Raw genomic sequence first — 12,575 nt, forward strand, 5'->3', positions numbered from 1 at the left:
ATGTAGGCCGGGTAAGCGCAGCGCTACCCGGCACAAAATCAGCCACGCAGAACTTTCAGACAGCGTTTGAGCTGCTCATCCAGCGGCGCTTCAATACGGATAACTTCCCCGGTATTAGGATGGGTAAACTTCAGCGCTGCCGCATGCAGGAACAGACGCGAAAGCCCCGTACCCGCCAGCTGCTTATCAAACTCGCGATCGCCATAGCGGTCGTCAAACGCAATCGGATGGCCCGCAAACTGGGTATGCACGCGAATCTGGTGCGTACGCCCCGTCACCGGACTACAGCGCACCAGCGTGGCGAATTCGTAGCGCTCTTCTACTTTAAAGCGCGTCTCAGACGGTTTCCCTTCCTGATTAACACGAACAATGCGCTCGCCGCTTTGCAGAATGTTTTTCAGCAGCGGTGCCTGCACCACTTTTACATGGGACTGCCACTGGCCGCGTACCAGCGCCAGGTAATCTTTTTGCATCCCTTTTTCGCGAAGCTGTTCATGCAGGGAACGCAGGGCAGAACGCTTTTTCGCTACCAGCAGCACGCCGGAGGTATCACGGTCAAGACGGTGAACCAGTTCAAGGAAACGCGCTTCCGGGCGCAGCGCGCGTAAACCTTCGATCACGCCGAAGCTGAGACCGCTCCCCCCGTGTACCGCCGTTCCGGACGGTTTATTCAGCACCAGAATGTGATCGTCCTCATAAAGGATAACCTCGCTCAGTGCCGCGACTTTTTGCAGCTTCGGAGAAACGACCTCTTCTTCACGCTCTGCTACGCGTACCGGTGGAATGCGGACTTCATCGCCCGCCTCGAGCTTATACTCAGGCTTCACGCGTTTTTTATTCACCCGCACCTCGCCCTTACGCAGGATGCGATAAATCATACTTTTTGGCACGCCCTTCAGCTGGGTGCGCAAAAAATTATCGATACGTTGCCCCGCGTCATCGTCGGCGATGGCAACCATTTTTACGGCTGGAGTCTCTGTTTTCATGGTTGGCGATTCTAAATAGCGTCAGGCAATAGCGCCACTCATTTTTCTATGCTTATATTTACTTTTATCCGGAACACTCCGCTTTCGCGCAATCGATTTGGTGGTTATTAAACCAATCACCCCGTTGAAGTGAAGAAACTGTGAGTAACCGGGTGATAATTGGTAAAAGTCATCTTGCTATAACCCGGCGAGCAGTGGAATAATGAATCCGTTTTCCGCGTTAAATCCGGGTTTTGTAAGGATCTCGACGGAATGACCAATTTTGTCTGACCGATCATCCACGCAGCAATGGCGTAAGACGTATTGATCTTTCAGGCAGTTAGCGGGCTGCGGGTTGCAGTACTTCCCGGTATAAGGATTGTTCTCTGGAGAGTTTTCCCAGGCAATTCCCCTGATAATTGCGCTGTGTTTCCGTATGAAATACAGGCAACCGACACTCTGCGCCTCTTAAGCGAGCGACAACCGTGAGGTTGGCGACGTGAATAGACACGAGGCCATCGGTTCATACCCCGGAAAGCGTCACCTTGCCCGCAGCTTTGTCGTCAATGTAAGAATAACGAGTAAGTTACGATGAAAAGAATGTTAATCAACGCAACTCAGCAAGAAGAGTTGCGTGTCGCCCTTGTGGATGGGCAGCGCCTGTACGATCTGGATATCGAAAGTCCTGGACACGAACAGAAAAAAGCGAACATTTACAAAGGCAAAATCACCCGCATTGAACCAAGCCTTGAAGCTGCATTTGTCGATTACGGTGCTGAGCGTCACGGTTTCCTTCCTCTCAAAGAGATCGCCCGCGAATATTTTCCTGCCAACTACAACTCCCATGGCCGTCCGAACATTAAAGATGTTCTGCGTGAAGGTCAGGAAGTTATCGTTCAGATCGATAAAGAAGAGCGTGGCAACAAAGGTGCCGCACTGACCACCTTTATCAGTCTGGCAGGAAGCTATCTGGTATTGATGCCAAACAACCCGCGTGCCGGGGGTATCTCTCGCCGTATCGAAGGTGATGACCGTACCGAGCTGAAAGAAGCGCTGGCAAGTCTTGAGCTGCCAGACGGCATGGGTCTCATCGTGCGCACCGCGGGCGTCGGCAAATCTGCCGAAGCCTTGCAGTGGGACTTGAGCTTCCGCCTGAAGCACTGGGAAGCCATCAAGAAAGCGGCAGAAAGCCGTCCAGCGCCGTTCCTGATCCACCAGGAAAGCAACGTCATCGTGCGTGCCTTCCGTGACTACCTGCGTCAGGACATCGGTGAAATTCTGATTGATAACCCGAAAGTGCTTGAGCTGGCTCGCCAGCACATCGCCGCACTGGGTCGCCCGGATTTCACCAGCAAAATTAAACTGTACACCGGTGAAATCCCGCTGTTCAGCCACTATCAGATCGAATCCCAGATCGAGTCTGCCTTCCAGCGTGAAGTGCGTCTGCCGTCCGGCGGTTCTATCGTTATCGATACCACCGAAGCGCTGACCGCCATCGACATCAACTCCGCGCGTGCAACCCGCGGCGGCGATATCGAAGAGACAGCCTTCAACACCAACCTTGAAGCCGCTGATGAAATCGCCCGCCAGCTCCGCCTGCGCGACCTGGGCGGTCTGATCGTTATCGACTTCATCGACATGACCCCGGTTCGCCACCAGCGCGCGGTTGAAAACCGCCTGCGTGAAGCGGTGCGTCAGGATCGTGCCCGTATCCAGATCAGCCATATTTCTCGCTTTGGCCTGCTGGAGATGTCCCGTCAGCGCCTCAGCCCGTCACTGGGCGAGTCCAGCCATCATGTGTGTCCACGCTGTTCCGGTACGGGTACCGTGCGTGACAATGAATCTCTCTCCCTCTCCATTCTGCGCCTGATTGAAGAAGAAGCGCTGAAAGAGAACACCAAAGAGGTTCACGCCATTGTGCCGGTGCCAATTGCCTCCTACCTGCTGAACGAAAAACGTGCAGCGGTCAGCGCAATCGAAGCGCGTCAGGGTGGCGTTCGCTGCATCATCGTGCCAAACGACGAGATGCAAACCCCGCACTATCACGTGCTGCGCGTCCGTAAAGGCGAAGAGACAAGCACCCTCAGCTACCTGCTGCCGAAGCTGCATGAAGAAGAAATGGCGCTGCCATCCGATGAAGAACCTGCTGAGCGTAAACTGCCTGAGCAGCCAGCTTTAGCGACCTTCATCATGCCGGAAGCCCCGCCGGAAGCGACGCTGGAAAAACCAGCGGAAAAACCTGCTGTACAGAAAGCCGCCCCTGCCGCGCCAAAAGCGCAGCCTGAGCAACCGGGTCTCCTGAGCCGCATCATCGGTGCGCTGAAAAAAATGTTTGCCGGCGAAGAAGTTCAGCCTGAGCAGCCAAAAGAAGCGCCAAAAGAAGCGAAACCAGAGCGTCAGCAGGACCGTCGTAAGCGTCAGAACAATCGTCGCGATCGTAACGACCGCAACGAGCGTGGCGATCGTAATGAGCGCCGTGATAATCGTTCCGAGAACAACGAAGGTCGTGAGCAACGCGAGGACAACCGTCGCAACCGTCGCGAGAAGCAACAGCAGAACGTTGAAGATCGTGAAATTCGCCAGCAGGCGGGCGATGAGTCCGAGAAAAGCAAACAGCGTGACGAGCAGCAGCCTCGCCGCGAGCGTAGCCGTCGTCGTAACGACGAGAAGCGCCAGGCTCAGCAGGAAGTCAAAAACCTGAATCGCGAAGCGCCTGTAGAACAGCAGGACGCTGAGCAGGAAGAGCGCACCCAGGTTATGCCGCGTCGCAAGCAGCGTCAGCTGACCCAGAAAGTACGTGTCGGTGCTGTTCAGGCGGAAGAAAGCGAAGTCATCGCGGTCGAAGCGCCAGAAAGCACAACGGGTACACAGGTTGCGAAAGTTGACCTGCCAGCCGTGGTGGAAAATCAGGTTGAGCAGGACGAGAGCAGCGAAAACCGTGACAACGCAGGCATGCCGCGTCGCTCCCGCCGTTCTCCACGTCACCTGCGCGTGAGCGGCCAGCGTCGTCGTCGCTACCGTGACGAGCGTTACCCGACTCAGTCGCCAATGCCGCTGACCGTGGCGTGCGCGTCACCAGAGATGGCCTCCGGTAAAGTCTGGATCCGCTATCCGGTTGCTCGCCCTGAGCAGGCTGTTGAAGAGCAGGCTGTAACCGAAGAGGTGATTGCACCGGTAGCCGCGACAGAAAACGTCGTGACTGAAGCGGCAACCGTGGCAGAGCCGCAGGTTGTTGAGCCTCAGGCTGTAGAAACGGCGGCACCACAGGCTGTGGAAGTCGAAACGACCCATCCTGAAGTGATTGCTGCACCGGTTGATGCCGCCCCGCAGATTATCGCCGAAGAAGATGCCGTAGTGGCTGAAGAGGTCGTGGAACACGCTGAACCTGCACCAGCAGTGGAAGAAACCGCAGACGTTGCCGTCGAAACGGTTACCGAAGAGGTGGTTCAGGACGTCGAGATTCAGGTTGAACCTGTTGTCGAAGAAGTGAAAGCGCCTGAAGTGAAGCCTGCGCCGGTTGAGGCAGTTGCCGCACCAGCGCCTGCGCACGTTGCTACAGCACCTATGACCCGCGCCCCGGCACCAGAGTATGTGCCTGAAGCGCCGCGCCATAGCGACTGGGTACGTCCGGAATTCAACTTCGAAGGTAAAGGTGCTGCCGGTGGTCACAGTGCAACGCACATGGCTACTGCGCCTGCTACCCGTCCGCAGTCTGTGGAATAACACACCCTAAGACTGAAAGCCGACCTTCGGGTCGGCTTTTTTTATGGCTGCTGCACGGGCTTTCTCATTCCGGTGACCTCCGGCATGATCTGCCGCATCATTTCCAGAAAACGCCGCAAGCGCGCCGGATAGTAGCGGGACCAGGGGTAAACCAGATGCACCGGTAACGCTGCCGGCTGCCACTCCGGCAGCAAGTGCACCAGCCGCCCTTCCTGAATATCATCCTGCACCGTCCAGCTGGAGACCACCGCCACGCCAAGGCCGGTGAGCGCCGTATTGCGGGCCACATACAGGCTGTCGGTACTCAGACGTGGCGTAATGGTCACACGCGCCGTGGCTGGTGATGCCTCATGAAAAAGCTCCACATGACGTTGGTAAAAAGAGCTGATGGCAATCCAGGGGAGGTGTTGCAGATCGTCCGGCGTGTTAACGGCGGGAAAACGGGCCAGCAGCGCCGGCGACGCCACCACCGAGCGCGGCACTTCAGCCAGCAGCACGGACACGGTTGCCGGATCGACTTCAGCGCCTACCCGGATAGCACAGTCCAGGTTGTCGCCGAGGAAATCAACTGAACGATCGTTGAGCATCCATTCGATTGAGAGCAGCGGATAGCGCTGCAAAAATTCGGTTAACGGCTTCAGAAGCTGATCCTGGCCAAACGCGTGGGGAGCCCTCACCCGCAGAACACCGACCGGCTCATCCTCTTTCTGCCCCACCTCGTCTTCCAGCGCCAGCCAGCTGTCAATCACCCGTCGGGCATGCTGATAGCAGCGTTCGCCGTCATCGGTAAGACGGGCAGTATGGGTTGTACGCAGCATCAGGCGCACGCCCAGCATGGTTTCAAGCGACTGCAACCGTCGGCTTACCGTCGCCTGGGTTGTTGCCAGCTGGCGAGCCGCCGCAGAGAGTGACCCTGCCTCAACGATGCGAACGAACGTGCGCATCAGCTCTACCCTGTCTATACGCTCAGCTCTTTTCATAGGTTTTATTATCATACGTTCAACGTATAAGCGTTTTACCACTGCGCCCGCTACCGTCGCAAGGCGTCCTGATAAAAAATAGCCGCACACGACGAATGAGGAACATCTTATGAACACTACCACAACCACCACCCAGGCCGTGAGCCGCTGGGTAATCGTTATGCTGGCGCTTGGCGCTGGCTTCAGCGTGGCATCCATCTATTATGCCCAGCCTCTGCTGCCGTTGATGGGCACAGACCTGCACCTGAGTATCGAAGGCATGGGTATGGTCCCGACGCTCACCCAGGCGGGTTACGCCTTAGGCATCCTGTTTCTGCTCCCGCTCGGCGATCGTCATGACCGCAGGACCTTGATCCTGATAAAAAGCGCGGCCCTGGCGCTGTTCTTGCTGGGCTGTAGCCTGACCGGACAACTGCACTCCCTGCTGCTCACCAGCCTGCTGATTGGCATGGCCGCTACCATGGCTCAGGATATCGTCCCGGCGGCAGCGATCCTGGCACCGGAAGGGAAACAGGGTAAAACTGTCGGCACGGTGATGACCGGCCTGCTGCTGGGCATTTTGCTCTCCAGAACCGTAAGCGGCGTGGTGGGTGAAGCCTTTGGCTGGCGGGTGATGTATCAGCTGGCCGCCGCAAGTATTGCGCTTGTCGGCGTAGCGATGTGGGCCGTGCTTCCCCGCTTCGCTGTTCACTCCACGCTCAGCTACCCGGCGCTGATGCGCTCCATGGAACACCTGTGGCGTCGCTACCCGGCGCTGCGTCGGGCCTCGCTGGCTCAGGGTTTTCTGTCGATTGCCTTCAGCGCGTTCTGGTCGACGCTGGCGGTCATGCTGCTGGAACGTTATCACCTTGGCAGCGCCGTGGCGGGTGGGTTTGGTATTGCCGGTGCCGCAGGCGCGCTGGCCGCACCGCTGGCGGGTGGCCTGGCCGATAAGCTGGGCGCCGGTAAAGTGACCCAGCTGGGTGCCGCACTGGTCACCGTGTCGTTTGCCCTGATGTTCCTGATGCCGGCGCTGGGTGTACACGGTCAGCTGATCCTGATAGCGATCTCCGCGGTGGGTTTCGATCTCGGCTTGCAGTCCAGCCTCGTGGCGCACCAGAACCTGGTTTACGGCCTTGAGCCGCAGGCACGCGGACGTCTTAACGCCCTGCTGTTTACCGTCATTTTCATCGGAATGGCGCTGGGTTCGGCATTAGGCAGCAATATCTATACGCTGGCGGGCTGGACGGGCGTGGTTGGGCTGGCGACCCTGTGTGGCGCCATTGCGCTGGCTATCAGAGTGATTGAAAGCGCCCGGGTGCTGTCCGCACAGGCAGAAAGCGTGTAAAAAAAATGCCCAACCCGGATGGGTTGGGCAGACAAAACATGCCCAGTTTCAAGACATGTTCCAAAAGGTCTGAGTATTATCTGTTCATCTGGAACAACGACATACCCTGCATATCGCTAAAGGCTTTATACGAGGCCTGCAACGCCGCCTGCTGCATGGTGTAGGACGAAATCACCGAGTTCCAGTCCACGTCCACCAGGTCACTCATCTGCTGGGTCTGGCCCAGCGCGCGATCCTCACCCAGAGAATCCAGCTTGCCCAGCTCGTCCAGCTTGATGCCAAGGTCGGCGCGCACGGTCAATACATTGTTGAGGGAGTTGCTCAGGCCACGGTTGGCTTTATCAATTGCCGCGGTAAACGCTTCGGCCTTCGTTTCGTCATCGCCAACCGGCGTATTCAGCGCACCGATGGCAGCGTCGAGGATCTTGAACAAATTCGTTTCCTGAGCGCTACCATCTGGCTCCGGCTTTGCATTGCTGGTGAAGCTGTCGAAAACTTCAGCGCCCGTATGGCTGATTTGCATCGTCCGCGCGGAGTCAACCTGCTGGCTGATTGGCGTACCGCCGCCCTGATACATACCGGTCGTCTGGTCGAACGCCGCCGCTTCGGTTTTGTATCCTGAAAAGATATAGCGACCGTTACCGTCCGTGCTGTTAGCCAGGTTCATCAGCTGATCGCGAATACCTTGCAGGTTCGTTGCCAGCGAAGCGCGGTCATCGTCGCTTAACGTGCCGTTGCCCGCATTGACAATCTTTTCCTGAGCCGCCTGGATTGCGGTTGTCACCTGCGATAACACGTTCTCTTCCAGCGAGACTTTCGTCGTAGCGAAGGAGCGCGCCAGTGCATACTGGCTGTTTTGCGTTTGAGCCTGAGAGAGCACAACGGCCTGCGAGGCGGCAATCGGATCGTCAGACGGACGGTTGATGCGCTTGCCCGTAGACATCTGCTCGCCGTAGCTGAGCCAGAGGCTTTGGGAGTTCGTCACGCCGCGCATGCTTTGCTCATACATCATTTGAGTACTAATACGCATTTTTTATGCCTCAGCCTTAGCGGATATTGATCAATGCATCAAACAGCGCGCTCGCCGTTTGCAGCACCTGCGCATTCGCCAGATAGTACTGCTGATAGCGTTGCAGGTTGCCATACTCTTCATCCAGGTTAACCCCGGAGATTGACTGCTGCTGTTTGGTCAGCTGCGTCACCACGTTCACCTTGGTTTCGCTGCTGGTTTTCAGGGACGCCGTGGTGCTGCCCACCGTACTGACCAGAGCGGCATACGCGTCGTTAAAGGTTTTGTTCCCACCGACCAGCTTGGCGCTCTGCAAATCCAGAAGCTTTTGACCGTTGGTATTGTCGCTTTCACCGCTTCCCTTCGCGGAAGCCATCGCCAGTTTGGACTCGTCGCTGATCGCCACGTCCATATTCACGATGACGTCATTCACCGGCTTCACGATAAAGCTGTCTTTATTATTGGCCGAACCGCTAATGTTGACGTTGAGACCATCGAACGACAGGTTACCGCCAGTATCCGGCTTGGCCGTGAAGCTGGTGTTGTCTGACAGACGGGTGATGGTCCAGTCGGTACCGTTGTACTCAACTTTGTAGTTTGTCGCCTGCACCTTCGTACTGTCCGTCATCGTTGCCGTAACGGCCGCGTTCCCGGTGTTTTTGCCGTTACTCAGTACCGCCGGGGAGCCAAAATCAAACAGCTTACCGCCTGCATCCCCGTTCGCATCAAAGCCCGCCTGGTGCTGGGTATTCAAAGCATCGGCAAACGCCAGCGCCATCTGGTTAAGCGTATTTCGCGCCTGATCCAGATCCTGAGAACGGAACGTTAACAGCCCGCCAAGCGACCCCGTGGTGATCTGTTTTTCCGAGATCTCCACGTTGCCCGCGGCGGCATCCACATAGGCAATCGTGGTACGCGCGGGATCCGCACTGGATTTCACCGCAGCAAGCTGGCTTGCGTTGCTGCCCTGTACCAGGGTGTAACCGTTGGCGATAGAAATGTTATAGGTGCCGCTGTCCTGCACGGTCACGTCCACGCCGACAATCTTGTTCAGCTCACTCACCAGCTGATCGCGCTGATCGAGCAGTTCGTTCGGGGATGCGCCCGCCCCTACGCCAGTCAGTCGGGAAATCTGGTCGTTAAGGTTGGCAATCTGCTTCGCGTAGTTATTGATCTGATCGACGCTGGTAGAAATCGCCGTATTCACCTGCGCATCCTGATCGCGGAGATACTGATCGTTGGTTTTGAACTGGTTTACCAGACCATCCGCCTTCCCGAGTACCGTCTGGCGTGCAGCCGGATCTTCTGCGTTACTCACCAGCGTTTGCAGACTTTTAAAGAAATCCTGGAGGTTGGCAGAGAGCGAGTTAGTGGTATCCGAAAGCACGTCGTCAATTTTTGACATCTGCTGGTAGCGCGTGGTCAGTCCGCTGCTCTGGTTCTGCGCCGCGCGCAGCTGGTTGGTGATAAATGAATCATATTCACGCTGAACGCCGGAGACATAGACCCCGTTACCCACCCAGCCGCCGCCGGTCAGGGTGCTGTTTGATGCGCCCAGAATGGTGGTCTGGCGGGTATAACCTGCCACGTTGTAGCTTGAAATATTATTACTGACGGTATTGAGTGCCGACTGCGCAGCACTGAGGCCACTCATGGCGCTGTTAATCAAACTGGACATGGGGGTTCCTTTTATACGTTCAGACACAAGTCCTGATGAAGGTTATCGGCAACCTCCACCGGGACTTGAGAACTTTCAGAACAGATTTTCGAGATCTGTGCTATAGGCTTTGCTGACCTTCTCAGACATGGATTTCAGCTGCTGGATCATGCTGGTCAGCTTGCGGGCATAGTTTGGATCGGTGGCGTAGCCGGCATTCTGCAACGCCTGAGCGCCCTGCTCTGGCGTGGCGGCCTGGGTCACGGCGGTGTAGCGCGGGTTCCGGCTCAGCAGCCCGACATAATCCGATAACGCTTCAAGATAGGAGCTGTAGACGCGGAATTTGGCTTTCACCTTCACTGCCGCACCGTTTTCATATTCAGTCGTGGTGATTTCCGTGGTCGGCCCCTTCCAGCTGGAGGTGGCCTTCACGCCAAAGATGTTGAAGCTCGGCTCGCCGTTTTCCCTGCGGATTTGACGTTGCCCCCAGCCCGACTCCAGCGCTGCCTGCGCCAGAATCAGATGGTGCGGGACGCCACTCTCTTCACTGGCAAGACGCGCCGGCAGGGAGAGCTGCGCCAGGAAGTCTTTGCTGTCGCCGGAGAGCGGCTCGTCACGCGTTTCTGCCGGCTTCGGCATCGCCTTACGCACCATCTGCGTCAACGCCTGATTTTGATAACTGGTCACCTTTTCCAGATCAAACTTCATTGGCACCTGCTGCGGGGCCTCTTCAGGCGGCAGACCCTGAGCGGCTGCGGTCTGTTTCACAATCATGTCCGCCAGGCCGAGCCCCTTTCCGGCGGTCATTTGCTGGGCAATCTGCTGATCGTACATGCTGGTGTAAAGCCGCGTGGAATCGCTGCTGAACATGCCATCTTTTGGCAGCGTTTCACGCATGCTTTTCAACATCATCTGCACGAACATGCCTTCCACCTGGCGGGCAACCGGGCGGATATTCGCCGCCGGATCCTTACCCGCGCTGGTTTTCAGCTCGTTGAGCGACTGGGCATCCCAGGCGGCACTGGTCAACAGTTTGCTATCGGTCAGCATTTAGATGATTTCCAGTTTGGCGCGCAGGCAGCCTGCACTTTGCATGGATTGCAGAATGGACATGAGATCCATTGGCGTTGCGCCCAGCGCGTTCAGGGCACGCACCACGCTGTTCAGGTTGGCGCTGGAGCGCACGCTCTGCAACGAACCGCCGCTCTGTCGCAAATCAATCTGCGTTTGCGGCGTCACCACCGTCTGACCGCCACCAAACGGCGTATCCGGCTGGCTGACGTTGGCCGAACGGTTAACCGTCACGGAGAGGTTGCCCTGCGCCACGGCGCAGCTGTCCAGCGTCACTTCGCGGTTCATGACCACCGAGCCGGTACGGGAGTTGATAATAACTTTCGCATCCTGAAGCGGCACGTTCACGTCCATATTCTGGATTTCGGCCAGCATTCGCACCTGGTTACTGCTGCCGGTTGACGTGCGGATCTGTACGGTGCGGGCATCCAGCGCGGTGGCGCTGCCGTAGCCCCGGCTGCGGTTGATGGTGTCAGCAATCTGCTGCGCCATCGTGAAGTCTTCGTTATTCAGTTGCAGGTTAATGGTGTTGCCGGTGCCGAACTGGGTTGGCAGTTCACGTTCAATGATGGCGCCGTTGGTGATACGTCCCCCGTTCAGCTGGTTCACCTGCACGCTGCTGCCGCCTGCCGACGCGCCTGCCCCGCCAACCAGAATGTTGCCCTGCGCCAGCGCATACACCTGGCTGTCGACGCCTTTCAGCGGGGTCATCAGCAGCGTACCGCCGCGCAAACTTTTGGCGTTACCCATCGACGAGACAACCACGTCAATGGTCTGCCCCTGGCGCGCAAACGCCGGGTACGACGCGGTCACCATCACCGCCGCCACGTTTTTCAGCTGCATATTGGTCCCGGCCGGGACGGTAATACCGAGCTGAGAGAGCATGTTATTCAGGCTCTGGGTGGTGAACGGCGTCTGGGTAGTCTGGTCACCCGTACCGTCCAGCCCCACCACCAGGCCGTAGCCGATCAGGGAGTTTTCACGCACGCCCTGCACGCTGGTGAGATCGCGAATGCGATCGGCCTGCGCAACGGTAGCCACCAGCGACAGCGCCACGGCGAAGAGAAATTTATACATAGGTCACCTCGCTTACATCGGCGATAGGTTAAGGAAGAAGCGTTGCAGCCAGCCCATATTCTGCGCTTCGTTGATATAGCCGTTACCGACGTACTCAATGCGCGCATCCGCCACCTGGGTGGACGGTACGGTGTTGGTGCCGCTGATGGTGCGAGGGTTAACCACACCGGAGAAGCGAATAAATTCCGTGCCCTGGTTAATGGCGATCTGTTTTTCACCCACCACGTGCAGGTTGCCGTTCACCAGAACCTGGTCAACCGTGACCGTCAGCGTGCCGCTGAAGGTGTTGCTGGCGTTCGCGCCGCCTTTACCGTTAAAGGTGTTGCCGCCAGAGGCTTCCACATCCGCACGGGCGTTGCCGAACAGCCCTTGCAGATAGCGCGGTACGGTGTCGAAGCCAAAATTGGTTTTGCCGTCGCGGCTGGCGTTCGCCGACGAGCTCTTGCTCGCGCTGACGTTTTCCTGCAACACGATGGTCAGCGTATCGCCGACGTTACGCGGACGACGGTCTTCAAACAGCGGCTGATAACCGTAGTTAATCGGCTGCGCGGTCTGGAAAATGGAGCCGTTCACCACCGGCGCGGGGCCGGGAACGGGTTGGGCGGTAGTCGCACCCTGTACCAATGGTTTAGACGGGATCCAGGCACACCCGCTGAGGGTGACGGCCAGAACAGTCAGGATCGGATAACGAAACGCCGCGTTTTTTTGCATTGCCTTCATCTTCGAAAACAGGGAGCCGGTGCGACGTTTACCGCACCGGGCTACA

The 12,575-nt window shown here is 57.4% G+C and carries 9 protein-coding genes; 2 read left to right on the plus strand and 7 right to left on the minus strand.

What is annotated here, in order from left to right:
• Nucleotides 1-38: 38 nt before the first annotated feature.
• On the minus strand, nucleotides 39-986 hold the full coding sequence (gene rluC / locus E0L16_RS14005; RefSeq protein WP_063866362.1) for a 23S rRNA pseudouridine(955/2504/2580) synthase RluC: 948 nt from the start codon (nucleotides 984-986) through the stop codon (nucleotides 39-41).
• A gap of 570 nt (nucleotides 987-1,556) precedes the next feature.
• Between rluC and rne the strand changes: the two genes are divergently transcribed.
• Nucleotides 1,557-4,688, plus strand: coding sequence for a ribonuclease E (gene rne / locus E0L16_RS14015; protein ID WP_131637180.1), 3,132 nt, complete (start codon nucleotides 1,557-1,559; stop codon nucleotides 4,686-4,688).
• Nucleotides 4,689-4,729: 41 nt separating this feature from the next.
• Here rne and E0L16_RS14020 read toward each other — a convergent pair whose 3' ends face one another.
• Nucleotides 4,730-5,668: a LysR family transcriptional regulator gene (locus E0L16_RS14020; RefSeq protein WP_180979050.1), complete on the minus strand. Its 939-nt coding sequence runs from the start codon at nucleotides 5,666-5,668 to the stop codon at nucleotides 4,730-4,732.
• A 109-nt stretch (nucleotides 5,669-5,777) separates the two neighbouring features.
• Between E0L16_RS14020 and E0L16_RS14025 the strand changes: the two genes are divergently transcribed.
• The gene (locus E0L16_RS14025) at nucleotides 5,778-6,995 is read left to right on the plus strand and encodes an MFS transporter (protein WP_131637181.1); all 1,218 of its coding nucleotides are present in this window, start codon (nucleotides 5,778-5,780) and stop codon (nucleotides 6,993-6,995) included.
• Between the two features lie 76 nt (nucleotides 6,996-7,071).
• Here E0L16_RS14025 and flgL read toward each other — a convergent pair whose 3' ends face one another.
• The 5 genes from flgL to flgH all read right to left on the minus strand — a co-directional run bounded on the left by flgL (nucleotide 7,072) and on the right by flgH (nucleotide 12,520).
• Nucleotides 7,072-8,025, minus strand: a complete 954-nt coding sequence (flgL, locus tag E0L16_RS14030; protein ID WP_131637182.1) for a flagellar hook-associated protein FlgL — start codon at nucleotides 8,023-8,025, stop codon at nucleotides 7,072-7,074.
• A 16-nt stretch (nucleotides 8,026-8,041) separates the two neighbouring features.
• Nucleotides 8,042-9,682, minus strand: coding sequence for a flagellar hook-associated protein FlgK (gene flgK, locus E0L16_RS14035; protein WP_131637183.1), 1,641 nt, complete (start codon nucleotides 9,680-9,682; stop codon nucleotides 8,042-8,044).
• A 75-nt stretch (nucleotides 9,683-9,757) separates the two neighbouring features.
• Nucleotides 9,758-10,711, minus strand: coding sequence for a flagellar assembly peptidoglycan hydrolase FlgJ (gene flgJ, locus E0L16_RS14040; protein WP_112791712.1), 954 nt, complete (start codon nucleotides 10,709-10,711; stop codon nucleotides 9,758-9,760).
• Nucleotides 10,712-11,809, minus strand: a complete 1,098-nt coding sequence (locus E0L16_RS14045; protein ID WP_063449072.1) for a flagellar basal body P-ring protein FlgI — start codon at nucleotides 11,807-11,809, stop codon at nucleotides 10,712-10,714. It lies immediately after the preceding gene.
• 12 nt (nucleotides 11,810-11,821) lie between these two features.
• Nucleotides 11,822-12,520 (minus strand): flagellar basal body L-ring protein FlgH, encoded by a 699-nt coding sequence (gene flgH, locus E0L16_RS14050; protein ID WP_003857987.1) that lies wholly within the window; start codon nucleotides 12,518-12,520, stop codon nucleotides 11,822-11,824.
• Nucleotides 12,521-12,575: the final 55 nt, after the last annotated feature.

It is taken from the genome of Enterobacter quasihormaechei, assembly GCF_004331385.1.
In the GTDB taxonomy this organism is placed as follows: domain Bacteria; phylum Pseudomonadota; class Gammaproteobacteria; order Enterobacterales; family Enterobacteriaceae; genus Enterobacter; species Enterobacter quasihormaechei.

Excerpts from the sequence above, each read along its gene's own strand:
- E0L16_RS14025 (WP_131637181.1), top strand. The coding sequence starts at position 5,778 with ATGAACACTACCACAACCACCACCCAGGCCGTGAGCCGCTGGGTAATC.
- E0L16_RS14020 (WP_180979050.1), bottom strand. The coding sequence starts at position 5,668 with ATGAAAAGAGCTGAGCGTATAGACAGGGTAGAGCTGATGCGCACGTTC.
- flgK (WP_131637183.1), bottom strand. The coding sequence starts at position 9,682 with ATGTCCAGTTTGATTAACAGCGCCATGAGTGGCCTCAGTGCTGCGCAG.
- flgL (WP_131637182.1), bottom strand. The coding sequence starts at position 8,025 with ATGCGTATTAGTACTCAAATGATGTATGAGCAAAGCATGCGCGGCGTG.
- rne (WP_131637180.1), top strand. The coding sequence starts at position 1,557 with ATGAAAAGAATGTTAATCAACGCAACTCAGCAAGAAGAGTTGCGTGTC.
- E0L16_RS14045 (WP_063449072.1), bottom strand. The coding sequence starts at position 11,809 with ATGTATAAATTTCTCTTCGCCGTGGCGCTGTCGCTGGTGGCTACCGTT.
- flgJ (WP_112791712.1), bottom strand. The coding sequence starts at position 10,711 with ATGCTGACCGATAGCAAACTGTTGACCAGTGCCGCCTGGGATGCCCAG.
- flgH (WP_003857987.1), bottom strand. The coding sequence starts at position 12,520 with ATGCAAAAAAACGCGGCGTTTCGTTATCCGATCCTGACTGTTCTGGCC.
- rluC (WP_063866362.1), bottom strand. The coding sequence starts at position 986 with ATGAAAACAGAGACTCCAGCCGTAAAAATGGTTGCCATCGCCGACGAT.